We start from the raw sequence: 22,200 nt of genomic DNA on the forward strand, positions 1-22,200 counted from the left end.
GCTGTCTTGGTGGGGGTGCCCCACCGGCTCCATCCCTTTCTTTTTACGTGCTTTCGGTGTAATTCCCTGTTTTCCATCCGCGCGCCCGCCGGCACTTCCTGACACGCCATGCCCACTTCCCTGACCCGCAATTTCTCGATCATCGCCCACATCGACCACGGGAAGACCACGCTTTCGGACCGGCTGATGGAGTTCACCAATACCGTCACCGAGCGCGAGTCCAGTGCCCAGCTCCTCGATGCGATGGATCTGGAGCGCGAAAAGGGGATCACCATCAAGTCCCACCCGGTGGCGATGGTGTACAAGGCGAAGGACGGCAAGACGTACAAGCTCAATCTTCTAGACACGCCGGGGCACGTCGATTTCTCGTACGAGGTGGCCCGCTCGCTGGCCGCCTGTGAGGGCGCGATCCTGATGATCGATGCTGCGCAAGGCGTGGAAGCCCAGACGGTGGCGAACCTGCACCTGGCCCTGCAGCAGAATCTCACGATCATCCCGGTCCTCAACAAGATCGACCTTCCCGCCGCTGACGTGCCGAAGTGCCGCAAGCAGCTTGAGGACATCCTCGCCATCCCGGCGGAGGACGCCATCCCAGCCTCCGCGAAGCAGGGCATCGGCATCGAGGATATCCTGGAAGCGATCGTCAAACGCGTGCCTGCACCGACGGAAAATCCGGACAAGCTGCTGCGCGCCACCGTTTTCGACTCGATCTACGATACCTACCGCGGCGTGGTCTCCTACGTCCGGATCTTCTCCGGCACCGTGAAGAAAGGCCAGCGGGTGAAGCTCTTCGCGACCGGCAAGACCTACGAGGTCAAGGAAGTCGGCGTCTTCACCCCGAAGATGAATGCCCGCGAAAAGCTCGTGGCCGGCGATGTGGGCTACGTCATCGCGAACATGAAGTCCGCGGACGAGGCGAAGATCGGCGACACCCTCACCGACAATACCCATCCCTGCGCCGAGGCACTGCCCGGCTATAAGGAGATCCAGCCAATGGTCTTCTCCGGCATCTACCCGATCGATGCCTCCGACTACGAGTCGCTGAAGACCGCGATGGGCAAGCTGCAGATCAATGATGCGGCCTTCACTTACATGTCGGAAAGCTCGACCGCGCTTGGCTTCGGCTTCCGCTGCGGCTTCCTCGGCCTGCTCCACATGGAGATCATCCAGGAGCGCCTCCGCCGGGAGTTCAACATGGACGTGATCTCCACCTATCCGTCCGTCATTTACCAGGTCACGAAGACCAATGGCGACGAGGTCATCGTCGACAATCCGTCCTTCTTCCCCGATCAACAGACCATCGCCGAAGTCCGCGAGCCGCTGGTGAAAGTCTTCGTCATGATCCCCGGTGAATTCATCGGCGACATCATGTCGCTGGTCATGGAGAAGCGCGGCGAGGTCACCAATACGGAGACCATCGATGACACCCGGGTGATGCTCACCTGCCTGCTGCCGCTTGCGGAGATCCTCGTCGATTTCAACGACCGCCTGAAGTCCTGCACTCGTGGCTATGGCTCGATGGACTACGAACACGCCGGCTACCGCGCCGCGAACATGGTGAAGATGGAAATGATGATCGCCGGCGATCCGATCGAGGCCTTCGCCACCATCGTGCACCGTGAGAAAGCGGAAGGCTACGGCCGCTCCCTCGCCGCGCGCCTGAAGGAAGTCATCCCGAACCAGCTCTTCGTCGTCGCCATCCAGGCCTGCATCGGCGGCAAGATCATCGCTCGCGAAAGCATTTCCGCCATGCGCAAGGACGTGACCGCCAAGTGCTACGGCGGTGATATTTCCCGCAAGCGCAAGCTGCTGGAGAAGCAGAAGGAAGGTAAGAAGAAGATGAAGGCCATCGGCAAGGTGAACATCCCGCAGGATGCCTTCATCAAGGTGCTGAAGAGCGGGGATTGAGGTCTTTCCACCGCTCATGTATCTCGGACGTACCCATCGCCGTGATGTAAGGGTAACGACCCATAACAAGGGGATCTTCGCGCCGCTGCTCCACCTCACCTTGTGGATTGTGGAAAGCAGATGGGACCGTTGGTGGGAACGGATGCAGCGGCAAGTGGTGAAGGAGTGGCCCACGTTTGACCAGGATCAGGGTGTATCCTTGTTCTCCAAGGAGACCCAGGTGCAACTGGATTTGTCGAAAGCGAACACGCTTCGCTGGAGGGTGGTCCTATACTGGAATGGAGGCAGTCACGTCCAAGCCCGCTTTTTCGGTCCTCTTTTTCTCGGAATGGAATTTGTATTCTGACCGGGCCTTTGGTGTAGAAAGGGGTATCCCATGCCTCGTGGAATCGTCATCTCGGATTTGCACCTTTTCTCGGTCCGTTCAGCCGGAGAGCAGCGGCTCGCGTCGATCCGCGATGACTTGGCGGCCGCTGATGTCATCGTGCTGAATGGCGACACCTTCGATTTCCGCTGGAGCCACTTTCGCGATGAGGAGAAGTTCGTGGAAGCGGCGCTCGATTGGCTCCGCCGATTCGCTGCAACTTACCCGCAAGCGACGATCCACTTCATCTGCGGCAATCACGATTGCCTCGATGCGCTCACCGTATGCTTGGATGACCTGGCGCAACGATGCCCTTCCTTGAGCTGGCACGAGACGCACCTGCTGCTTGGCACTCATCTCTTCGTCCACGGCGATTGTGCTCACCGGAGAATGGATGCCGTCGGGCTCGGCCGCTATCGTGAGGTCTTCAAGCGCGAGAAGCCGCGTGCCGCGTGGCTGGCCCAGGGCTATCGCGTTGTCGACCGCATCGGGATCACTTGGCTGGCGCACCGGTCTCACTTCGGGGTGCAAGGAACGCTGGAACGCCTGACATGGCATCTTGACCGCGCCATTCCGGAGTGGAGAGCCACCACCCGCGACTGCTACTTCGGCCATACCCATCTGCCATTCCGCGGTCGTAGCCTCGATGGCGTGCGGTTTCATAACACCGGTTGCGGAATCGCGGGAAGCCGCTTTGCACCTGTGATGTTTGAGATCTGAAGTCAGCGACGTCAGATTTTCCCCAGCTCAGCCAAGTCGATCAGATCCTTGGGCCGTCCCGAGGCGGCCTTGTTCCGGAGCAGGTCTTGCTTGCCGATGACTTTCAGGGTGCGTCCCTGATGCTCCAATTCAACTCGGTTCCGGTAGCACTCATCGAACCGGACGCCATCGATTCCGGTGAGCACTTGGATTTTCCGAGGCTCTCTTCCGATCTCAACGACGAAGTCTTCCTCAAGGAAATCCTCCTGAGTAAGTCCGATCTCGCCGAAGCCGAAGCGCTGGAAAACCCGGATCAACTTGTCCGCGTTCCCGGCACCTACGGCCACGAAGAAATCAATGTCGCCCGTGTAGCGAGGAAACCCGTGGATGCTCACGGCATACCCTCCGACGATCAGGTATTCAACGGACTCCTCTCCGAGCAATCCGATGAATTCGAGAAAATCCCGGTTCAGGTGATCCATCATTCTGGCTGGTTCCGCAAATCACCGCCATGGCTACGAGGCGTTCCTCGTGGCTGCGGTTTTTCCAAGGGTTCTCGCGATCCCGGAAGTCCCGAAGTGTCCGTTTGGTGACCGTTTTATCCACTATGTTCTTAAGTGAACCTAGCAGCACCGCGCACCATAGGGCCAGTGCAAATCGTTCAGGGCTGGGCTCGTCGCAGAGACCTACCTCCCGGCGGTCAAGGGATTCAGTACGAGGTGGTCTTGGATTTGAAGGCATCGACCTTCCTCCGGCATTCCGGGCATTGCCAGACGTCCCAGCGGATCATGCCTCCGGAGCAGCAGCTCGGGAAGTCGTAGCCGTGATTGTAGTAGACCCCGAGGTCGCGCTGTTCTTTTGAGGATTGGAGGATCCAATCCGCTTGGTCGGCAGGACCGAATTCCATCCGGCGGCCGTGCACGTCACAGACCGAGGCGTCGATCACCGATGCTCCGCCGTCCTCCACTTTTGAGAGCATCGCGTGGTGATAGTCGGTATAGCCCCCGGTCTGATGAGTGATGTAGAGGCGAAAGCGATAGGTCTTCCCCAGGTCGAGCTTGCGCTCCAATTCCTCGTCCGCAATCGGGCTGTTAATGTAGTAAGGCTCTCCGTTGGGCTTGTTGAAATTCTCGATCCTTAGCCACGGGTAGAAGTCGCTTTTGCTGATGATCGGGCGTCCGGTCACCAGCACTTCCTTCACCTTGTAGTGGGATCCCTTTGAAGAGACGTTCAAGACCACGACGTTTCGGGCACAACTGCCGAGGATCGCCGGCAAAACCGCAACGAGAAGGAGGGCGCGCATCAGGCGGTTGTTAGGGAAGGGGAGAGTCATTTCAGTCGCGGAAGCCGGGACATTCCGTCCGTTGTTGGAGAGGAGCCAATGCCATTTCGTCCGGGATGGGAAACATCATCGTCTCGTCCTCTTGCCCGGACGACCGGGGGAAATCGCCTTGCCGTCGGCGGGCAGACGTGGCATCTCTTCGTCGTGTTCTTTCGATATTCGCTTTCCCGATCTCGATCCCGCCTCAGTTGAGGCGCGTTGATCCTTTTGGAAAGTGAAGCGGCGAGGTTGCCGCAACCGTTTGCTAAACGGATTGTCCCGCAAGGGATGGGGTTCACGTCCTCCGCTTTCCGCCTTCTGGAAGGTGCCGCTGAATGGCCGGCGACCGGTCTTGAAAACCGGGGTAAGTGAAAGCTTAGGGGTTCGATTCCTCCACCTTCCGCCAATTTCTTTTTCATGAGCGTCTGACCGAGTGGTCGAAGGTGGCGGACTGTAACCCCGCCGGCGAAAGCCCGCACAGGTTCGAATCCTGTGGCGCTCACTCTCTCGAACAACGCCTTGCACTTCAGTTCCGGGAATCTGCCCGTGCCGTGAAAAAGTCCGGGCGTTGTCCGGAAAGGGCGCCCTTGTTCGTTGGTTGGGAGAACACCTTCTCCAAGACATGAAAGCCAAGATCAGCCCATTCCTCTGGTTCGACCATCAGGCCGAAGAAGCCGCCAATTTCTACTGCAGCATCTTCCCCAACTCGAAGATTCTCGAGATCTCGCGCTACAGCGAGGCCGGGCAGGAGAACCATCGCCGCCCGCCGGGGTCGGTGATGGTGGTTTCCTTCGAGCTCGATGGCCAGAAATTCTCTGCGCTGAACGGCGGGCCGATCTTCCACTTCAGTTGCGCGGTGTCGTTTGTCGTCGACTGCGAGACGCAGGAGGAGATCGACTACTACTGGGAAAAGCTCGGCGCGGGCGGGGCTCCCGAGGCGCAGCAATGCGGCTGGCTGGCGGATCGCTTTGGGCTATCGTGGCAGATCGTGCCGGCCTTCATGGACAAGCTGTTCACCGACGCGGAGAGCCCGGGAGCCAAGCGAGCCATTACCGCGATGATGAGGATGAAGAAGCTCGATATCGCGGCGCTCCAAGCCGCCTACGATGGCTGAGGCTCACTTCTCGATTTCCTTCAACACGTCGGCCGCCTGCTGCTCGGTCGAGGCCTCGAGGTCGCGCCAGGCGAGCTTGCCGTCCTTGAAGAGGAAAGCCTGCCGCTTCGTGAAGCCCAAGCTGTGCGGCACGCCGAAGGCATCGGCGACCTTGGCCTCCTTGTCGGCGAGGAGCGGGAAGGGGAGCTTGTACTTCTCCTGAAAAGCCTTCTGGGCCGCCACGTCGTCCATGCTCACGCCGAAGACTTTCACCTTCTTCTCGGTGAGTGTGGCGTAGGAGTCCCGCAGTGAGCAGGCCTGCTTGGTGCAGCCCGGGGTATCGGCCTTCGGGTAGAAATAGACGAGCGTCCAGCCCCCGGCGCCGGCTTCGGCGAGTTTCACCTCCTGGCCGTCCTGATTCTTCGCCGTGACGGCTGGCAGCGCCGCTCCGACCTCGATTGGCTCGGCCGCGGCGGCGGCGATGGCGAGCCCGATGGGGGCGACGGCGGCGGCGAGAATTTGGAGCGGCTTCATGGAGGCGGTAGGTTGCCACGGGAACGCCGGGCCGCAAGAGGACGATTTTTCAATGGACAGTAACGCCGGGCGACGCTAGAGCCTCCGCCCGCCCGCGAGGGCAGCACTTGGTAACGGCAGAGTAGCTCAGGGGTAGAGCAGAGGACTCATAAGCCTTTGGTCGGCGGTTCAAATCCGCCCTCTGCTACCAAGGTGACCCGATCTGGAAGTTTAGTTTTCTTCCAGAGGAGGCGCAGCGATTGGAAACTTCCCGATCCTGCTTTGAAGATCGGACCCCGGATTGAGTGGACTTTCGTGTCTCCAAGGGATACCGTGACATAGTGCTCGGAAAATGGGGGCCCTGTGGGGCCGTTTGGGGCAATGGAACTGCACCCTTGGATTCCCTCGTGGAATCGTCGGTGGGCTCCTGACACCAGAGATCCGGCCCGCAAAAAACAGGAGCCGGGAATGTTTTCGTCGCGGGTATCCGCATTCAAGGGTGATCCTTGGCGAAACGTCGGCCGACAAGATGCGGTCGATGTTCGGTGGCGGCGCGAATCCGATGGTCCCGCTCCTCGGCAAAAAGCCCGCCTCGTCCGGATGCTTGCGCCTAGACAGCTTTTGTCAGTCCTGCCTATCAAACCATCGTGAAACGCCGAGTCTCCCTTCTTCTCCCGACCTTCTTTTTGTTGGGGCTGCTGATTTGGCTGATAAGACCTGAAATTGGGGAGCGGGATGGTGTGATTCCATCATCCTCCGCAGGCAGCGGAGTAGGGGAATCCCGGGCCTTGGAAGGGTTCGCGGAATGGCGGGCCAAGTTCCGCACCCGCGAGCCCGAGCGGGGCGAAATGGAGACCGGTCTCCGGATCGCCCTGGCGCGCAAGGAGCAAATGTTGGAGTGGATGGCCAAGGATCCCGCCCGCGCCTTGAAAGATGCCATCTCCCGCAGCGACTACGAGGAATTGCCGGAGGCGCTCAAGCCGCATTTCGAGAGGTCCTTCAATGAAGTGGCAAGCTTGCGGGTGATGCCGGTTTGTATTCCCGGCTTGGCGAGGGAGCCAGTGTGGACGTTGGTTTCCGGGAGCCAAACCTTCCGGGCAAACGTGGTGGGTCGCCGCAAGGGCCAAAGTAGCAAGGAAGACACCCCGTTGGCTGGCATCGTGCTGGGAGACCACGCGGTGCTGCGCGAGCATGCTTTTGAGAAGCTGGGCTCTGACGACCTCAAGGTTTTAGGGAGGCGGCCCTCCGGTCAGGCAGACCCGGGCCGTGATTACTCCAGTGGCTTGAGGTTGGGCTCCGGCCAGGTGACGGCGCTAGCCGGGGGAAAGCTCTATCACTTCGCCAGCGAAGCATCTCTCGATGCGTTTAACGCGAGGCTTTCGGCTCTCGACGACAGGCCCGGTCCCCATGCCGGCTCCCGGGTGGTCTTGGCGTCGCCCGGCGACTCCGGCTCAGGTGATGGCGGCTTTCCGTGGAACGAGGTCGAAGACGAGGTGGACCGGCTTGCCAGCGCGTGGACGGAAACACCGAAGAAGGTGTTCCTCATCCGTGTGGATTTCCCGAATCTGACCGGGCAATCCGCCAGCGAGGCCCAACTGGAGGGCATTCTCAACGGTGCGGTTACGACAAGTATCGCGCAGATGTCCTACGGCAAGACGCGCATCATCGGAGAGGCGAGCACGATGATAGTCCGCTTGCCCGAGACTTACGACTACTACAGTGCCGGAGAGAAAAACGAGGAACTGCACCAAGATGCCAGCGATGCCTACGAGGCGATCGCCGGGATCGGATCACTGGGTGCCTACGACATTGTAGGAGTGCACTTCAACAGTATCGCGATGACTTCGGGGGGCGCGCTTTACGCCGGGCTCGCCACGCTGGGGGGGACGAAGATGTGGATTCAAGCGACGATCAGTTTCTCCACCTTCGTCCACGAGCTCGGCCACAACTACGGGATCCATCACGCGAGCTTCTGGAAGACGACCAATGGGACCGTGCTCGGTCCGCCCGCCACCCAGGAGGAATACGGAGATCCCTTTGACGTGATGGGCAGTGGCACGGATGTGTCGATCCATCATTTCAGTGCGAGTGGCAAAGGCCGTTTGAATTGGCTAACGTCCTCCCAGATTGCGAGCGTGAGTTCCGCCGGGAGTTCCGGAATACGGAGAATCCATCGTTTCGATGACGCCGGCACCACCGGCGCCACCCAGGCGGTAAGGGTTTCGATCCCGGGAAGTCCGGATAACTATTGGATCGGCTACCGGGCGGGGGTTCCCCTTAATCAGTCCCTTGGAAACGGCGCCTTCTTCACCTTGGAGAAGACGGGCGTGCCCCAGACTTTGCTGCTCGATCTCACTCCCGGTTCCGCCTCCGGGAAGATGGATTGCGCGCTGCCGTTGGGTAAGACCTATTCCGATCCAAATGGAGTCCACATCACGCCGGTGGCGAAAGGTGGCAGCGGTGGGGACGCCTGGCTGGATGTGAATGTGCAGGTCGGGTCCTTCGCCGGGAACCAGCCACCGGTCTTGAGCTTGAATGCACCGGCGACCGCAGTTCCCCGCCAGACGATCCCGCTGTCCGTGACGGCGAACGACCCCGATGGCGATCCCCTGATCTATCAATGGGACTTCGGGGACGGCACTGCCGCCGTCATTCACGGGACAGCGAGCGTCGATCACATGTGGGCTTTGGGCGGGACTTACACCGTGAAGGTGACGGCGAACGACATGAAGGGCAGCAGCGCGACGACCCAAGCTACGGTCACGATGGCCGACCCGCTCGCGAGCTGGACAGGGGCTTCCACCCCCATCGTCTATGAGGCTGTGCACTATCTCGGCGGACGTTTCGTCGGCATGAGTTCGGCTGGCTTCCACTTCTCTGCCGATGGGGTGAATTGGGAGCACATCGTCAGGAGCGGCAATAACATGTCGTACCAAGCAGGCCCCATGGCCTACGACGGCGATGTTTTCGTGGCCTCGTCAGGCGCGACTTTCTTCCGCTCGCGGGATGGAAGAACTTGGGAGGCTGCGGTCTCGACTCCCCCGGCGGCCGCCATGAGGGCCGTGAAAAGCACCCCGGGTAAATTCGTGGGAGTCGGGGACGGCTTCAGCCTCATTTCCTCCGACCAAGGGAAAACCTGGCAGTCGTATCCCATTGGAACCGGCTTGGAATTGAGAGGCCTCGCCTTTGGGCGCGGCATGTTTGTCACGGTCGGCCGCGCCGGTGATTTGTCCACGGGGAGTCCTGCTGTGTACACGTCCCCGGATGGGATCAACTGGACGGCCTGTTCAGTTCCAGTCGTCCAGTCCTCCACCGGGAAGTTCCTCGGAGTGGAATTCGTGGACGGGGTGTTCTACGCGTTCGGTGAGCAAACCGGAATCTTGCGCTCCACCGATGGCGTGTCCTGGACTGTGGCGCTGGATCGGAGCGCGTCGATTTGGAGTGATGGCTCACTCTTGGCGATCCGCAGCCTCACTGCAGGCCCTGGTTTCCTGCTCGCTGCAGCAAGTAATGGGTTAAGGCACATCTGGTTGTCTTCCTTGGATGGCCATACTTGGGTGCGTGGTCCCGCCCCCACCTACGCCCCGAACTCGCTCTATGCGGACGGGAGGCTTGTTTCAGGTAAAACTCATGGTTCCTCCGCCTCTCCCAAGTTCTACTCTACGGGCACGCTCCAACCGTCAAACCGCGCACCCACTGCCTCAGTCGATGCGCCAGCCGTTTGCGCCGCTCGGGAGCCGGTATTGTTCCGGTCGCAATGCACCGATCCGGATGGCGATCCGCTGACCCTGCTCTGGGACTTTGGCGACGAAACGCTTTTGGAAGAAACTTCCAATTGTTACCACCGCTTCCTCGCGGGAGGGACTCACCAAGTGAAGCTTCACGCGCTCGACCGGCGCGGGGGGGTGACCACGGTGACGAAATCCGTGACGGTGACGGATCCCTTGGCAAACTGGACGCAGCTCGCTTCCAACACGACCGATCGTCTCGAATCGATTGCGGCTGGGGGCGGCAGGCTCGTGGCCGTCGGACATTCCGGTGGAGCTTACCGGACTTCCCCCGACGGGGTGAGCTGGACCGGCGGCAGGATCAGCCCGGAGACCTACCCGTACCCCTTTCTCGACGAGATTGTTTATCACGACGGCCAATTCGTTGCCTGCGGCTACGACGGGACCAGCGGGTCTTCCCAAGGAGTGATCTATACTTCGCCGGACGGGACTACTTGGACGCTCCGCTATCTGGAGAGTGGGTCCCTGACGGCTTTGGTCTCGGCAGGTGGCCGTTGCTATGCGGGAGGCGGCGACAGCACGATCTTGTCTTCAGTCGACGGTGTTTCCTGGTCCCCGCTTCTGGGCGGGCAACCAGGGGGGTTCAGCAGTTTCGCTTATGGGAACGGCCATTTCGTGGCAGGTGGCACCCGCTTGGACTCGCGGCTGGTGATGACTTCGCCGGACGGGAATACGTGGACCGATACCAGCAGCGGCCTGGGAAGCTACCAAACCACCTCGCTAGGCATGCTCTTTCATACAGGAGACAGGTTTATCGGCGCTTCAGGCGACAGTGTGGCGGCCCGCAGGGGCGACATCCTCTACTCCCTGAATCACGGAGCCACGTTCAAAAAAACGGGAACCAAGCTGGACTCCCTCCGGGCCTTCGGTGGGGGCAACGGCCTGATCCTAGGCTCCGGGATCATGTCCTTGACCAACGCTCAGGTGAACATTGTATCGATTGACGGGATGGAGTGGCGGCCCTTGCCCACGCCTGCCCAATCGGACCGGACGGACATCGCCTATTTCAACAGTCGCTTTTACACGGCGGGGCTTGCAGGCTCGATCTGGCGTTCCGGCGAAGTGCCTCCACTAGCAGCGGCGGGATATGCTGGCTGGCAGACCGCCTGCTTCCCGGGAGGTGACGTGCGGTCCGGGCCGGACGATGACTTCGATGGAGACGGGATACCGAACCTAGCTGAATATGTCACCGGTAGCGATCCCCGCGACCGGGAAGACCGCGGCGAGATCATCGCCGAAGTAGCGGGGGAGGTCTTCACCATGATCGTTCCCAAGACCGGAGGTGCGGACGATGCGGTTTGCCACGTAGAGTACTCGGAACATTTGGATGGCTGGAGTCAGGAAGGCGTGGAAATCGTGGAGGACAGCAGCGAGCGTTTGGTGGTGAAGGTTCCCACCTCGGCGCGCGCGGGCTTTCTGCGGGCGGTCTTCGCTTTGAGGTGAGAGGCGTGCCGTGATCATCGCATTTGCGTCCCAGACCGGCCCCGGATTCCGCGCCGCCGCCTTGTCCGCGATCAACTGCCGGGATGCTGCCTTTGACGGAGTTTTTTCCGCTGCGGCGGATATTATTTTCACCCGCCGTAGTTTGAATATTCGGAGCACTGGCCGAGAAAACCGCCGTGCTTTCCGTCCTCCATGCGTTCTAGCGCAGCTGGAAGTTTCTCTGTACAAAAGGGTTCAAGAGATGATGGCCGGAAAGGTGGGTGGCCCAAATCTCTAAAAAATCAGCCCCAGCGCAGGGGAATTCCGGGTGAATTTTTTTCCGAAATAGGACTTGTCAGGTGACCTTCGATCCCTAGATTCGCCGCCCCACATCGCCACCCGCCAACCGGTATTCATTGCCACGCGGGCGGCTTCATTCTCCAAACACTATCGGGTGCAGCTCCGGACAAAAGGCTCCTGCGAGGGATTTTTCGCTCGCTTCCTTGTCCGGCGACGCATCCAGCGAACACCGAACCACGCAGGAATCCCATGCCGACCATCAATCAGCTCGTCCGTAAAGGACGACAGACTCCGATCGAGAAATCGAAGTCTCCGGCGATGAGCAATTGCCCGCAGCGCCGAGGCGTCTGCCTTCAGGTCATGACCCGCACCCCGAAGAAGCCGAACTCGGCGCTCCGGAAAGTGGCGAAGGTCCGCCTGACCAATGGCTACGAAGTGATCGCCTACATCGGCGGTGAAGGCCACAACCTTCAGGAGCACTCCATCGTGCTCGTCCGCGGCGGCCGTGTGAAAGACCTTCCAGGTGTCCGCTACCACATCGTCCGTGGTTCGCTCGACACCCTCGGCGTCGACAAGCGCCGCCAGAGCCGCTCGAAGTACGGCGCCAAGCGTCCGAAGCCGGGCCAAGCCGCAGCTCCTGCCAAGGGTGGCAAGGGCGGTAAGAAGTAATCCTGCTTCGCAAGCCTTAATCTTTTCCGACCATGTCACGCCGCAAGCGCACTTTCCACAAGCCCGATCGCCGGGACTCCCGCTACGACAGCTCCCTCGTGGGTCACCTGATTTCCAAGGTGATGATCGATGGCAAGCGGTCCCTCGCGGAACGCATCGTCTATGCCGCCATCGACAAGGCGAGCGAAGGCGCCGATACCGTCGATCCGCTCGAGATCGTCACCCGCGCCATTGAGAACGCCAAGCCACGCGTGGAAGTGAAGAGCCGCCGTGTCGGTGGTGCCACTTACCAGGTTCCGCTCGAAGTGAACCCGGATCGTTCCGAGTCCCTCGCCCTGCGTTGGATCGTCGGTTACGCCCGCGGCCGCAAGGGCACCCCGATGCACGTGGCACTCGCCAACGAACTGAAGGATTCCGCCAATAACCAAGGCTCGTCCGTCCGCAAGCGCGACGACGTGCACAAGATGGCCCAGGCCAACCGCGCCTTCGCCCACTTCCGCTGGTAAACAAGTCAACGGGGAGTTCCTTCCCCATCCCGCCATGTCTTCCAATCCCAACAATCCTGATCGCCCGTATCCGCTTGAGCGGACGCGGAACATTGGGATTGCGGCGCACATCGACGCCGGGAAGACGACGCTCACCGAGCGCATCCTCTTCTACACGGGGATGATCCATAAGATCGGCGAGGTGCACGACGGTGCCGCCACGACCGATTGGATGGAGCAGGAGCGCGAGCGCGGCATCACGATCACCTCCGCCGCTGTGACCACCAAGTGGATCCAGCTTGCGGAAGAAGGCGTGACCAAGCTGTTCCCGAAGGCGGAGCAGCGGATCAACATCATCGATACCCCCGGCCACGTGGACTTCACGGCCGAGGTCGAGCGCTCCCTGCGGGTGCTCGATGGAGCGATCGTCGTCTTCTGCGGCGTCGCCGGGGTGCAGCCTCAGACCGAGACGGTCTGGCGCCAGGCCACAAAGTATCACGTCCCGCGGATCGTCTTCGTTAACAAGATGGACCGCGTCGGCGCGAACTTTAACAACGTCTTCAATGAGGTGAAGGAGAAGCTCGGCGCGAACGCCGTGCGGGTCCTGATCCCGATCGGTGCCGAGGATTACCTCACCGGCCAGATCGACGTGGTGAACCAGAAGGAGATCCACTTCAACGACGACGACAAGTTCGGCTCGACCTACGAGGTGCGCGAACTCAGCGCCGATCAAAAGATCATCGCCGAAGCCGCCTACACCGAACTGGTGAGCACCGTGGCCGACGTGGACGACCAACTCGGCGAGAAATTCCTCATGGAGGAGCCGATCACCAAGGAGGAGCTCAAGCAGGCCATCCGCCGCGCCACGATCGCGAACAAGCTGGTGCCCGTTGCCGGCGGTTCCGCCTTCAAGAACAAGGGTGTCCAATACCTCATCGACGCCGTCGTCGATTACCTCCCGAGCCCGCTGGAACTCCCGGCGATGATCGGCATGGACCCGGATAACGAGGAGCACAAGATCGAGGTCCACACCACCGACCACGAGAAGTTCTGTTCCCTCGCCTTCAAACTCTGGGCGGACAAATTCGTCGGTAAGCTCGTTTTCTTCCGCGTCTATTCCGGTGTGATCAAGAAGGGCGACACGGTTTACAACCCGCGAACCCGCCGCTCCGAGCGAGTTGGCCGCCTGATCCAGATCCAGGCCGACGAGCATAAAGACATCGATGCCTGTTACGCCGGCGATATCGCCGCGATGGTCGGGATCAAAAACGTCACCACTGGTGACACCCTGGCCAAAGAAGGTTACCACGTCGTTCTCGAACCCCCCACTTTCCCGGATCCCGTCATCTCCATGGCGGTTGAGCCAAAAACCAAAGCCGACCAGGAAAAGCTGGCACTCGCTTTGGCCCGCCTCTCCGAAGAGGACCCCACCTTCCACGTCAAGACCGACGAGGAGACCGGCCAGACCATCATTTCCGGCATGGGCGAACTTCACCTGGAGATCATCGTCGATCGCCTGCGCCGCGAATTCAAGGTAGAGGCCAATACCGGCGCTCCCCAGATCGCCTACCGCGAGACCATCACTGCCGAAGCCCCGGGCGAAGGCAAGCTGGTCAAGCAATCCGGCGGCCGCGGCCAATACGGCCACGTGCGCCTGCAGGTCCGCCCGAATGAAAAGGGCAAGGGCCTGACGATCGAAAACAAGATCGTCGGTGGTGAAATCCCGAAGGATTACCACAACGCCGTTTTCAAGGGCGTGAAGGAAGCCATGACGAATGGCATCATCGCCGGCTACCCGGTCATCGATGTCCACGTCGACGTCCTCGGCGGCTCCTTCCACGAAGTCGATTCCAACGAGAACGCCTTCACGATGGCCGCGATCTTCGCCGTGAAGGACGCCTTCAAGAAGGCCAAGGCCATTCTCCTCGAGCCGATCATGGCCGTGGAAGTCTCCACTCCGGACGACTACCAGGGCGATGTGATGGGCGATCTGAACCGCCGTCGCGGCCAGATCCAGAACATGGAAAACAAGGGCAAGCTCGCCGTGATTCACGCGAACGTCCCCTTGAAGGAAATGTTCGGCTACTCCAATGCCGTCCGCTCGCTCTCGTCGGGCCGGGCTTCCTACTCCATGACCCCGTCGCACTTCGAACAAGTGCCGGGCAACATCGTCGCCGAGATCGTCACCGACCAAGGCAGCTAAAGACTTACCCAACATCTCACACTAATCCACCGCCATGGAAAACCAGAAGATCCGCATCCGCCTGCGCGCTTTCGATCACCGCGCCATCGACCGCTCCGCCGCGGAGATCGTCGAAACCGCCAAGCGCACCGGTGCCAAGGTGGCCGGCCCGATCCCGCTCCCGACCCGCATTGAGAAGTTCAGCGTGAACCGCTCCGTGCACGTCAACAAGAAGTCGATGGAACAGTTCGAGATCCGCACCCACAAGCGCGTGCTCGACATCGTCGATCCCACCGCCCGCACCGTCGATGAGCTCAAGAAGCTCAACCTTCCCGCCGGTGTCGACATCGCCATCCGCATCTGAGGTCCAGTCAGGATCTCGAATCTCAGTTCTCAACTTTCAAATCGACCACCGCCATGTCTCTCGGACTTCTCGGCAAAAAGCTCGGTATGACCCGCCTCTTCGATGAGGCGAGCCAGGCCATGATTCCCGTCACCGTCATCGAAGTGAGCGGCAACACCTGCCTGCAGGTGAAGACCGTTGAAAAGGACGGCTACTCCGCTGTTCAAGTCGGCTACGGCGACAAGAAGGAGTTCCGCACGGACAAGCCTTCGCTCGGCCACTTCAAGAAGCACGGCTCCACGCCGAAGTACAAGGTGCAGGAGTTCCGCTTCGCCGCCGACCAGGCAGCGCCGGAAACCCACACCGGCATGGAAACCTTCACCGCCGGCCAGTGGGTCGACGTGATCGGCACCAGCAAGGGCCGCGGCTTCCAGGGTGCCGTCAAGCGCCACGGTTTCGGTGGTCTCAAGCAGACCCACGGCTCCATGATGCACCGCCGGACCGGCGCCATCGGTTGCCGCTCCACCCCGGGCCGCGTCTGGAAGAACCAGAAGATGCCCGGACACATGGGTGATGTGCCCCGCACCACGCAGAATCTCAAGGTCGTCGCCGTGCGCCCTGAGGATGGCGTGATCCTGATTTCCGGTGCCGTCGCCGGCGCCAAGGGCGGTTTCGTCACCATCCGCCCTGCCAAGAAGAAGACCGCTGCCGCCTGAGGCCGGGTTTGAACCGAAACTCTCAATCGCATCCCAGTCATGCCCGCGAAAACTTTCACCGCTGACGCCGCGCAGAGCGCGAACATCCTGCTCGCCGAAGCCGACAAGGGCGCCCAGGCCGTGCACGATCTCGTCACCGCCTACCACGCCAACCGCCGCACCGGTTCCGCCAACACCAAGACCCGTGGCGAAGTCCGCGGTAATAACAAGAAGATCTACAAGCAGAAGGGCACCGGTAACGCCCGTCACGGCGACAAGCGCGCCCCGATCTTCGTGGGTGGTGGTGTTGTCTTCGGTCCGCGTCCCCGCGACTACTCGAAGCACGTCCCGAAGAACGTCCGCAAGCTCGCCTTGCGCCGCGTGCTCGGGGACCTCGTCCGCGAGGAAACCGCCAAGGTCCTTCCTTCCTTCTCCATCGCCGATGGCAAGACGAAGTCCTTCATCGCCGCCGTCTCCGCTGACGCCGCGCCGAAGAAGGTGCTCATCGTTGCCAAGAGCTTCGACGAGAAGACCTACCTCTCCGCCCGCAACGTCGGCTGGGCCCAGCTCGTCACCGCCGAAAGCGTGAACGTCGAGGAACTCCTTCACGCCAACACCGTGTTGCTCGTGGAAGACGCCCTTGAGACGCTCGCCAAGCGCACCGCCTAATCTCATCGCTGAAACCGCGCCATGAAAGACATCTACCAAGTCATCAAGAACGTCCGCCTCAGCGAGAAGGCCACCATGCTCCAGGAGACCAACAATGAGGTCGTCCTCGAGGTGAACCGCGAGGCCAACAAGCTCGATATCAAGCGCGCCGTCGAAACCCTGCTGGGCAAGAAGGTCGCCGCCGTCCGCACCGCCAACTACGCCGGCAAGGCCAAGCGCCGCCGCCGTGCCGATGAAGGCCGCACCAACCACTGGAAGAAGGCTATCGTTCGTCTCAAGGAAGGCGAAACGCTCGACCTCGTCTGATTTTTCTAACCGGCTAACCCCGAACCAACCCCACCAGAGCCATGCCTCTCAAGGAGTTCACACCCAATACCCCGTCCGAACGCTACAAGGTGCTTCCGTCCTTCGACGAAATCACCAAGCACAAGCCGGAGAAGAGCCTTCTTACCCCGCTCAAGAGGAGCGGCGGCCGTAACAACACCGGCCGGATCACCACCCGCCACATCGGCGGTGGTCACAAGCGCCACTACCGCCTGATCGACTTCAAGCGGACCAAGCATGAAGTGACCGCCACCGTGGTCGGCATCGAGTATGATCCGAACCGCACCTGCCGCATCGCGCTCCTCCAGTACAAGGATGGCGTGAAGAGCTACATCCTGGCTCCTGCCGGTCTTGAGACCGGTGCGACCGTGGTGTCCGGCGAAAAGGCCGCCCCGAAGGTGGGCAACGCGATGCCACTCAAGAGCGTCCCGCTCGGCACCGCGATCCACAACATCGAGCTGATCCCGGGCAACGGCGGCAAGGTCGCCCGCGCTGCCGGCCAGCAGGCCGTGCTCTCCAACCGCGAAGGCGGATGGGCGCTGATCAAGATGCCTTCCGGTGAAATCCGCCGCTTCAACGAGAACTGCTACTGCACCATCGGCACCGTCGGCAACCGCGACCACATGAACGAGGTGTCCGGCAAGGCTGGCCGCACCCGCTGGCAGGGCGTCCGCCCGACCGTCCGCGGCATGTGCATGAACCCCGTCGACCACCCGAACGGTGGTGGCGAAGGCAAGTCGAAGTCCGGTGGTGGTCGCCAGCACCTTCTCAGCCCCTGGGGCCACGCGAAGGGTCAGAAGACCCGCAAGCCGAAGAAGGTCACCAGCACCTTCATCGTCGAAAGCCGCCACAACAAGAAGCGCTAAGCTAATCTTTACCTCACGAACTCATGCCTCGCTCTCTCAAGAAGGGTCCGTACATCGACCAGAAGCTTCTGGCCAAGATCGATACCGCTGCCGCCGCTGGCGACAAGAAGCCGATCAAGACCTGGAGCCGCGCCTCGATGGTCACGCCAGACTTCGTCGGCCTGAACTTCGCCGTGCACAATGGCAAGACCTTCGTCCCGGTGTATGTCACCGAGAACATGGTCGGCCACAAGCTCGGTGAATTCGCCCCGACCCGCCTGTTCCGCCAGCACGGCGGTATCGGCAAGAAGTAAGCCGTTCACGCTCACACTCCCGTTTCCATGCACCGCTCGCGTCCATTCGCTCTCACCGCCGCAGTCCTCGGACTGTCCGCGGGGGCGTGGACTTGTGCGGCGCAGGGAACGGATGTGGCGGCCTTGCAGGACCGGATCATCGATCAGGAAGCCAAGATCAAGTCGCTCGAAAAGGCTCTCGTGGAGTCGAACCGGGCGGAGAAACTGGCGACCGAGGAAAAGAATCAGGTCAAGCTCCGCCTCGAAGCGCTCGGCCGCGATTTGCTCGATGGTGGCGACGACCGTCTGGTCCAAGCCAATGCCGACCTCGAAGTAGTCCGCCGCCGCTCCAGCGACCTCGAAGCCGTTTGCTCCCGCCTCGTGGGCGTGGTGACCGACTACCTCCGCCAGGCGGTGGCCGCGAACCCCGACGCACGTCTGCGAGTGGAAACCGCCATGCGGGAGCTTGACGAAGTGCTCGGCCTGAGGCAGAAGCCCGCCCCCGCAGCCGCCGCCGGTTCCGCCGGCCAAGCAAAAGTGGTGAGCATCGACTCGGAAAGCGGCCTCCTCGTCCTCAACGTCGGGGAAAGCCAGAACGCCCGCATCGGCACCACTTATCGCCTCGTCCGCGGGGAACAATCATTCGGCACCGCCATCGTGGCCGACGTCCGCCGCAACGTATGCGGCGCCTTTGTCGAGGAGCTCGACCCGGGTCAAGGCCCGGTCCGCCTCGGCGATTCCGCCCTTCTCATCACTGAATAATCCGCGCGCCGCGCACCATTCTCTCAAACGCCTCACCGACCCGATCCATGGAAGTCAAGAGCACCACCAAATACGTCCGCCTGTCCCCGAAGAAGGCGCGCGACGTCGCCCGCGAAATCCAAGGGCTGCCCGTGTCGAGCGCGCTCGACATTCTCACCTTCACTCCGAAGAAGGCCGCCTTTCACATCAACAAGACCCTCAAGACCGCAATCGCGGACGCCGAGAACAACTTCTCGTTGAGTGCCGAGTCGCTGATCGTGAAGGAAGCCGTGATCGGCGCCGGTCCGGTCCTCAAGCGCTTCTCGCCGCGGGCCAAGGGCTCCGCCGGTGCCATCCTCAAGCGCACCAGCCACATCTTCATCACCCTCGCGGAAGCGCCGGAAGGCGAACCGAAGCGCAAGAAGGTCAACGTTTCCCCGAAGGCTTCCAAGGACGCCTGATCCCAATCACACACCGCATTTCATCATGGGCCAGAAAGTCAACCCCATCGGTTTCCGCCTCGCCGTTTCCAAAGACTGGCGCTCCAAGTGGTTCGCCGCCGGCAAGGATTACGCCGAGAAGCTCCACGAGGACCTCCGCATCCGCGGCTACATGCGCTCGCGCCTGCAGTTCGCAGCGCTTGCCCGCGTGGTCATCGAGCGCGCTTGGAATAGCGTCCGCGTCACGCTCCACACCTCCCGCCCGGGCCTGATCATCGGCCGCAAGGGTTCGGAGATCGAGCGCATGACCAAGGAGATCTCCGACATCTGCAAGGGTGCCCAGGTGAAGATCGACATCGTCGAGATCCGCAAGCCGGAGCTGGATGCCCAGCTCATCTGCGAGCAGGTCGCCGTGCAGCTCGAGCGCCGTATTTCTTTCCGCCGCGCCATGAAGCGCGCCGTGCAGACCGCCATGGACTTCGGTGCTGAAGGCATCCGGATCCGTTGCGCTGGCCGCCTCGGTGGTGCTGACATCGCCCGCTCGGAGTGGTACCGCGAAGGCAAGGTGCCGCTTCAGACGCTGCGCGTGCCGCTCGACTACGGCTTCGCTGAAGCCCGCACCGTTTACGGCGTGATCGGCATCAAGTGCTGGGTCAACAAGAAGGAAGACGACGGCAGCTCCCCGCGCCCTGAGCGTGGTGGCGACCGCCGCGACCGTGACAACCGCGGCCCACGTGGCCCGCGCCCGCCGCGTAACAACGGCTGATCAGAATTTTAACACGAACCATTTTTCCCAGGAGGATTTGAGCCATGCCCTTGATGCCCAAACGCACGAAGTTCCGGAAGTCGCACCGCGGCAGCCGGGCTGGCAATGCACAGCGCGGAACCACGGTCGCCTTCGGTGACTTCGGTCTCCAGGCCCTCGACCGCGGTTGGATGACCAACCGCCAGATCGAAGCCTGCCGTATCGCGATCAACCGCTTCCTCAAGCGTAAAGGAAAGGTCTGGATCCGGATCTTCCCGCACAAGTCGATCACCGCCCGTCCGCCGGAAACCCGTATGGGTAAGGGCAAGGGCGCCGTCGAGGCCTGGGTCGCCGTGATCCGCCCCGGCAACATGCTGTTCGAAGTCGCCGGCGTGCCGGAGTCGCAGGCCAAGGAGGCCATGCGTCTTGCTTCCTACAAGCTCGGCCTTCCGACCCGCTTCGTCGTCCGCAACCCGCACGCCTGAGGCATCACTTCTTAAAGAACCACGACCATGGCTCAGACCAAGTTCAAGGACATCAAGGAGCTCTCCGTGAAGGAGCTCGAGTCCAAGCTCCGCGACCTCAAGGAGGAGGGATTCAACCTCCGCCTGCAGAAGGCCACCGGCACGCTTGAAAATTCCGCCCGCATCCGCGTGCTCCGCCGCGAGGCCGCCCGCGTCCAAACCGTGCTCACCCAGCGTAAGAACGCCTGAGCCGCCCGCATCCGCAGCAGCCACCACCATCCATTTCCATGAGCGAGCAGCCACAGCAGGAAACCGCCGCACACGTCCGCAAGACCCGCGTCGGCGTCGTGACCTCCAACAAGATGAGCAAGACCCTCGTGGTCGAGCACGTCGCCCGGGTGCCCCACCCGAAGTTCAACAAGATCGTCAAGCGCTCCAAGAAGTACTACGTGCACGACGAGAAGGGTGAAGCCCAGATCGGCGACAAGGTCCGCATCGTCGAAACCCGCCCTCTTTCCAAGCTGAAGCGCTGGACGCTCGAGAAGGTGCTCACGCACTGAGTTTTCCGCCGGTTCTACCGATCCACTCACCACACACGCTTTTTCCGCCATGATCCAGATGGAATCCCTCGTTCAGGTCGCCGACAACACCGGCGCCCGCTCTGCCAAGATGATCGGTGTCCTCGGCAAGCGCTCCCGCACCGCACAGGTGGGAGACATCATCACCGCCCACATTCGCGACTCGATCCCGACCGCCTCGGTCAAGAAGGGCTCTGTCGTGAAGGCAGTGGTCGTCCGCACCGCTTTCCCGATCCGTCGTGCTGACGGCTCCGTCCTTCGCTTCGATGGCAACGCGATCGTCATCATCGACAAGGACAACAACCCGAAGGGCACCCGCATCTTCGGACCGGTCGCCCGCGAACTGCGTGAAAAGCAGTTCATGAAGATCGTCTCGCTTGCACCCGAGGTCCTCTGAGGCTACGGGGCACCCCTTCAACCGAATATTTCCCATGAAGACTCACGTCAAGAAAGGCGACGAAGTCGAGATCATCGCCGGCAACCACAAGGGCAAGCGCGGCACTGTTCTCTCCGTCGATGCTGAAAAAGGCAAGGTCGTCGTCCAAGGCGGCCGCACCATCAAGAAGGCCACCCGCCGCTCCGAAGCGAATCCCGATGGCGGGATCCTCGAGCAGGACGGCCCCGTCCACATCTCGAATGTAAAGAAACTGGGCTGAGACTTCGGTCTTTGCCCGCGCTTAAGCGCACTAAACGAAGCGCTGACCCGCTAAAACAAAATGAGCACCCCAGTACTGCAAAAGCAATACGCGGAGAAGGTTGCGCCGGCTCTCAAGGAGAAGCTTGGCTACACCAATCCGCATCAGATCCCACGGCTTGAAAAGATCGTGGTCACCTCGTGCATGGGCAAGGCCCCGGACCGCAAGGTCGCGGTGGACGATGCCGTCTCCGAGATCGCCAAGATCACCGGCCAGAAGCCGTCGATCACCTACTCGAAGAAGGCCGTTGCCAACTTCAAGCTGCGCGAGGGTGAAGCCCTCGGTGCCCGCGTGACTCTCCGCGGCGCCCGCATGTGGGAATTCCTGCATCGCTTCATCAACGTCACCGCGCCGAACATCCGCGACTTCCGCGGTATTTCGCCGAAGGGCTTCGACGGCCGCGGCAACTACGCCGTCGGTCTGCCTGACCAGTCCATCTTCCCTGAAATCGAGCTTGATCAGATCAAGCGCACCATCGGTTTCGACATCATCTTCGTCACCACGGCCAAAACCAATGACGAAGGCCGTGCCCTGCTGACCGAGCTGGGATTGCCGTTCCGCGACGTGAAGAAGGCGGAGACCACCGAAGGCGCCGCCGCCTGATTCCGATTACCTTTCAAGGAA

Annotated in this window: 25 protein-coding genes and 3 tRNA genes; 26 read left to right on the plus strand and 2 right to left on the minus strand. The window is 61.3% G+C overall.

Annotation, left to right across the window (positions count from 1 at the left end):
* Positions 1 to 108 precede the first annotated feature (108 nt).
* The 3 genes from lepA to OKA05_RS22960 all read left to right on the plus strand — a co-directional run bounded on the left by lepA (position 109) and on the right by OKA05_RS22960 (position 3,564).
* Positions 109 to 1,908 carry a translation elongation factor 4 gene (lepA, locus tag OKA05_RS22950; protein ID WP_264489542.1) on the plus strand — a complete coding sequence of 600 codons (1,800 nt, stop codon included), beginning with the start codon at positions 109 to 111 and terminating at the stop codon, positions 1,906 to 1,908.
* Positions 1,909 to 2,284: 376 nt separating this feature from the next.
* Entirely contained in the window at positions 2,285 to 2,992 is a 708-nt protein-coding gene (locus OKA05_RS22955; protein ID WP_264489543.1) for a metallophosphoesterase, read from the plus strand.
* A gap of 86 nt (positions 2,993 to 3,078) precedes the next feature.
* On the plus strand, positions 3,079 to 3,564 hold the full coding sequence (locus OKA05_RS22960) for a hypothetical protein (protein WP_264489544.1): 486 nt from the start codon (positions 3,079 to 3,081) through the stop codon (positions 3,562 to 3,564).
* A 116-nt stretch (positions 3,565 to 3,680) separates the two neighbouring features.
* On the opposite strand, the gene OKA05_RS22965 is transcribed toward OKA05_RS22960, so the two are convergent.
* Positions 3,681 to 4,304 (minus strand): hypothetical protein, encoded by a 624-nt coding sequence (locus tag OKA05_RS22965; protein WP_264489545.1) that lies wholly within the window; start codon positions 4,302 to 4,304, stop codon positions 3,681 to 3,683.
* Between the two features lie 308 nt (positions 4,305 to 4,612).
* Between OKA05_RS22965 and OKA05_RS22970 the strand changes: the two genes are divergently transcribed.
* From OKA05_RS22970 to OKA05_RS22980, 3 genes are all read left to right on the plus strand, one after another.
* Positions 4,613 to 4,698 (plus strand) — tRNA-Ser (locus tag OKA05_RS22970).
* A gap of 13 nt (positions 4,699 to 4,711) precedes the next feature.
* Positions 4,712 to 4,794: transfer RNA gene (locus OKA05_RS22975), tRNA-Tyr, on the plus strand.
* A gap of 120 nt (positions 4,795 to 4,914) precedes the next feature.
* Positions 4,915 to 5,406 carry a VOC family protein gene (locus tag OKA05_RS22980; protein ID WP_264489546.1) on the plus strand — a complete coding sequence of 164 codons (492 nt, stop codon included), beginning with the start codon at positions 4,915 to 4,917 and terminating at the stop codon, positions 5,404 to 5,406.
* A gap of 3 nt (positions 5,407 to 5,409) precedes the next feature.
* Here OKA05_RS22980 and OKA05_RS22985 read toward each other — a convergent pair whose 3' ends face one another.
* Positions 5,410 to 5,919, minus strand: coding sequence for a peroxiredoxin (locus tag OKA05_RS22985; protein ID WP_264489547.1), 510 nt, complete (start codon positions 5,917 to 5,919; stop codon positions 5,410 to 5,412).
* Between the two features lie 115 nt (positions 5,920 to 6,034).
* On the opposite strand from OKA05_RS22985, the gene OKA05_RS22990 reads away from it, so the two are divergent.
* The 20 genes from OKA05_RS22990 to rplE all read left to right on the plus strand — a co-directional run bounded on the left by OKA05_RS22990 (position 6,035) and on the right by rplE (position 22,179).
* Positions 6,035 to 6,109 (plus strand) — tRNA-Met (locus OKA05_RS22990).
* 577 nt (positions 6,110 to 6,686) lie between these two features.
* Positions 6,687 to 11,129 carry a PKD domain-containing protein gene (locus OKA05_RS22995; protein ID WP_264489548.1) on the plus strand — a complete coding sequence of 1,481 codons (4,443 nt, stop codon included), beginning with the start codon at positions 6,687 to 6,689 and terminating at the stop codon, positions 11,127 to 11,129.
* 528 nt (positions 11,130 to 11,657) lie between these two features.
* Entirely contained in the window at positions 11,658 to 12,077 is a 420-nt protein-coding gene (gene rpsL, locus OKA05_RS23000) for a 30S ribosomal protein S12 (RefSeq protein WP_264489549.1), read from the plus strand.
* 32 nt (positions 12,078 to 12,109) lie between these two features.
* Positions 12,110 to 12,583 (plus strand): 30S ribosomal protein S7, encoded by a 474-nt coding sequence (rpsG, locus tag OKA05_RS23005; RefSeq protein WP_264489550.1) that lies wholly within the window; start codon positions 12,110 to 12,112, stop codon positions 12,581 to 12,583.
* A 34-nt stretch (positions 12,584 to 12,617) separates the two neighbouring features.
* Positions 12,618 to 14,765, plus strand: a complete 2,148-nt coding sequence (gene fusA / locus OKA05_RS23010; protein ID WP_264489551.1) for an elongation factor G — start codon at positions 12,618 to 12,620, stop codon at positions 14,763 to 14,765.
* Positions 14,766 to 14,799: 34 nt separating this feature from the next.
* On the plus strand, positions 14,800 to 15,108 hold the full coding sequence (rpsJ, locus tag OKA05_RS23015; protein WP_264489552.1) for a 30S ribosomal protein S10: 309 nt from the start codon (positions 14,800 to 14,802) through the stop codon (positions 15,106 to 15,108).
* Between the two features lie 53 nt (positions 15,109 to 15,161).
* Positions 15,162 to 15,803: a 50S ribosomal protein L3 gene (gene rplC / locus OKA05_RS23020; protein ID WP_264489553.1), complete on the plus strand. Its 642-nt coding sequence runs from the start codon at positions 15,162 to 15,164 to the stop codon at positions 15,801 to 15,803.
* 39 nt (positions 15,804 to 15,842) lie between these two features.
* A complete protein-coding gene (gene rplD / locus OKA05_RS23025; RefSeq protein WP_264489554.1) occupies positions 15,843 to 16,451 on the plus strand; it encodes a 50S ribosomal protein L4 in 609 nt (202 codons plus the stop codon).
* A gap of 21 nt (positions 16,452 to 16,472) precedes the next feature.
* Positions 16,473 to 16,757: a 50S ribosomal protein L23 gene (gene rplW, locus OKA05_RS23030; RefSeq protein ID WP_264489555.1), complete on the plus strand. Its 285-nt coding sequence runs from the start codon at positions 16,473 to 16,475 to the stop codon at positions 16,755 to 16,757.
* Positions 16,758 to 16,798: 41 nt separating this feature from the next.
* Positions 16,799 to 17,641, plus strand: coding sequence for a 50S ribosomal protein L2 (gene rplB / locus OKA05_RS23035; RefSeq protein ID WP_264489556.1), 843 nt, complete (start codon positions 16,799 to 16,801; stop codon positions 17,639 to 17,641).
* 23 nt (positions 17,642 to 17,664) lie between these two features.
* Positions 17,665 to 17,934 carry a 30S ribosomal protein S19 gene (gene rpsS / locus OKA05_RS23040; RefSeq protein ID WP_264489557.1) on the plus strand — a complete coding sequence of 90 codons (270 nt, stop codon included), beginning with the start codon at positions 17,665 to 17,667 and terminating at the stop codon, positions 17,932 to 17,934.
* Positions 17,935 to 17,961: 27 nt separating this feature from the next.
* Positions 17,962 to 18,675, plus strand: a complete 714-nt coding sequence (locus OKA05_RS23045; RefSeq protein WP_264489558.1) for a hypothetical protein — start codon at positions 17,962 to 17,964, stop codon at positions 18,673 to 18,675.
* A 47-nt stretch (positions 18,676 to 18,722) separates the two neighbouring features.
* Positions 18,723 to 19,115 (plus strand): 50S ribosomal protein L22, encoded by a 393-nt coding sequence (gene rplV, locus OKA05_RS23050; RefSeq protein ID WP_264489559.1) that lies wholly within the window; start codon positions 18,723 to 18,725, stop codon positions 19,113 to 19,115.
* 25 nt (positions 19,116 to 19,140) lie between these two features.
* Complete coding sequence (gene rpsC / locus OKA05_RS23055) at positions 19,141 to 19,860, plus strand: 30S ribosomal protein S3 (protein WP_264489560.1); 720 nt, start codon at positions 19,141 to 19,143, stop codon at positions 19,858 to 19,860.
* Between the two features lie 44 nt (positions 19,861 to 19,904).
* Complete coding sequence (gene rplP, locus OKA05_RS23060) at positions 19,905 to 20,324, plus strand: 50S ribosomal protein L16 (RefSeq protein WP_169454389.1); 420 nt, start codon at positions 19,905 to 19,907, stop codon at positions 20,322 to 20,324.
* A 27-nt stretch (positions 20,325 to 20,351) separates the two neighbouring features.
* A complete protein-coding gene (gene rpmC / locus OKA05_RS23065; RefSeq protein WP_264489561.1) occupies positions 20,352 to 20,552 on the plus strand; it encodes a 50S ribosomal protein L29 in 201 nt (66 codons plus the stop codon).
* Positions 20,553 to 20,590: 38 nt separating this feature from the next.
* Positions 20,591 to 20,863 carry a 30S ribosomal protein S17 gene (rpsQ, locus tag OKA05_RS23070; RefSeq protein ID WP_264489562.1) on the plus strand — a complete coding sequence of 91 codons (273 nt, stop codon included), beginning with the start codon at positions 20,591 to 20,593 and terminating at the stop codon, positions 20,861 to 20,863.
* A gap of 49 nt (positions 20,864 to 20,912) precedes the next feature.
* The gene (gene rplN, locus OKA05_RS23075) at positions 20,913 to 21,278 is read left to right on the plus strand and encodes a 50S ribosomal protein L14 (RefSeq protein WP_264489563.1); all 366 of its coding nucleotides are present in this window, start codon (positions 20,913 to 20,915) and stop codon (positions 21,276 to 21,278) included.
* Positions 21,279 to 21,312: 34 nt separating this feature from the next.
* Positions 21,313 to 21,537, plus strand: coding sequence for a 50S ribosomal protein L24 (gene rplX / locus OKA05_RS23080; protein WP_264489564.1), 225 nt, complete (start codon positions 21,313 to 21,315; stop codon positions 21,535 to 21,537).
* Between the two features lie 60 nt (positions 21,538 to 21,597).
* A complete protein-coding gene (gene rplE / locus OKA05_RS23085) occupies positions 21,598 to 22,179 on the plus strand; it encodes a 50S ribosomal protein L5 (RefSeq protein ID WP_264489565.1) in 582 nt (193 codons plus the stop codon).
* Positions 22,180 to 22,200 lie beyond the last annotated feature (21 nt).

Source organism: Luteolibacter arcticus, assembly GCF_025950235.1.
Taxonomy (GTDB): domain Bacteria; phylum Verrucomicrobiota; class Verrucomicrobiia; order Verrucomicrobiales; family Akkermansiaceae; genus Haloferula; species Haloferula arctica.

Excerpts from the sequence above, each read along its gene's own strand:
- lepA (WP_264489542.1), top strand. The coding sequence starts at position 109 with ATGCCCACTTCCCTGACCCGCAATTTCTCGATCATCGCCCACATCGAC.
- OKA05_RS22955 (WP_264489543.1), top strand. The coding sequence starts at position 2,285 with ATGCCTCGTGGAATCGTCATCTCGGATTTGCACCTTTTCTCGGTCCGT.
- OKA05_RS22965 (WP_264489545.1), bottom strand. The coding sequence starts at position 4,304 with ATGACTCTCCCCTTCCCTAACAACCGCCTGATGCGCGCCCTCCTTCTC.
- OKA05_RS22980 (WP_264489546.1), top strand. The coding sequence starts at position 4,915 with ATGAAAGCCAAGATCAGCCCATTCCTCTGGTTCGACCATCAGGCCGAA.
- OKA05_RS22985 (WP_264489547.1), bottom strand. The coding sequence starts at position 5,919 with ATGAAGCCGCTCCAAATTCTCGCCGCCGCCGTCGCCCCCATCGGGCTC.
- rpsL (WP_264489549.1), top strand. The coding sequence starts at position 11,658 with ATGCCGACCATCAATCAGCTCGTCCGTAAAGGACGACAGACTCCGATC.
- rpsG (WP_264489550.1), top strand. The coding sequence starts at position 12,110 with ATGTCACGCCGCAAGCGCACTTTCCACAAGCCCGATCGCCGGGACTCC.
- fusA (WP_264489551.1), top strand. The coding sequence starts at position 12,618 with ATGTCTTCCAATCCCAACAATCCTGATCGCCCGTATCCGCTTGAGCGG.
- rpsJ (WP_264489552.1), top strand. The coding sequence starts at position 14,800 with ATGGAAAACCAGAAGATCCGCATCCGCCTGCGCGCTTTCGATCACCGC.
- rplC (WP_264489553.1), top strand. The coding sequence starts at position 15,162 with ATGTCTCTCGGACTTCTCGGCAAAAAGCTCGGTATGACCCGCCTCTTC.
- rplD (WP_264489554.1), top strand. The coding sequence starts at position 15,843 with ATGCCCGCGAAAACTTTCACCGCTGACGCCGCGCAGAGCGCGAACATC.
- rplW (WP_264489555.1), top strand. The coding sequence starts at position 16,473 with ATGAAAGACATCTACCAAGTCATCAAGAACGTCCGCCTCAGCGAGAAG.
- rplB (WP_264489556.1), top strand. The coding sequence starts at position 16,799 with ATGCCTCTCAAGGAGTTCACACCCAATACCCCGTCCGAACGCTACAAG.
- rpsS (WP_264489557.1), top strand. The coding sequence starts at position 17,665 with ATGCCTCGCTCTCTCAAGAAGGGTCCGTACATCGACCAGAAGCTTCTG.
- OKA05_RS23045 (WP_264489558.1), top strand. The coding sequence starts at position 17,962 with ATGCACCGCTCGCGTCCATTCGCTCTCACCGCCGCAGTCCTCGGACTG.
- rplV (WP_264489559.1), top strand. The coding sequence starts at position 18,723 with ATGGAAGTCAAGAGCACCACCAAATACGTCCGCCTGTCCCCGAAGAAG.
- rpsC (WP_264489560.1), top strand. The coding sequence starts at position 19,141 with ATGGGCCAGAAAGTCAACCCCATCGGTTTCCGCCTCGCCGTTTCCAAA.
- rplP (WP_169454389.1), top strand. The coding sequence starts at position 19,905 with ATGCCCTTGATGCCCAAACGCACGAAGTTCCGGAAGTCGCACCGCGGC.
- rpmC (WP_264489561.1), top strand. The coding sequence starts at position 20,352 with ATGGCTCAGACCAAGTTCAAGGACATCAAGGAGCTCTCCGTGAAGGAG.
- rpsQ (WP_264489562.1), top strand. The coding sequence starts at position 20,591 with ATGAGCGAGCAGCCACAGCAGGAAACCGCCGCACACGTCCGCAAGACC.
- rplN (WP_264489563.1), top strand. The coding sequence starts at position 20,913 with ATGATCCAGATGGAATCCCTCGTTCAGGTCGCCGACAACACCGGCGCC.
- rplX (WP_264489564.1), top strand. The coding sequence starts at position 21,313 with ATGAAGACTCACGTCAAGAAAGGCGACGAAGTCGAGATCATCGCCGGC.
- rplE (WP_264489565.1), top strand. The coding sequence starts at position 21,598 with ATGAGCACCCCAGTACTGCAAAAGCAATACGCGGAGAAGGTTGCGCCG.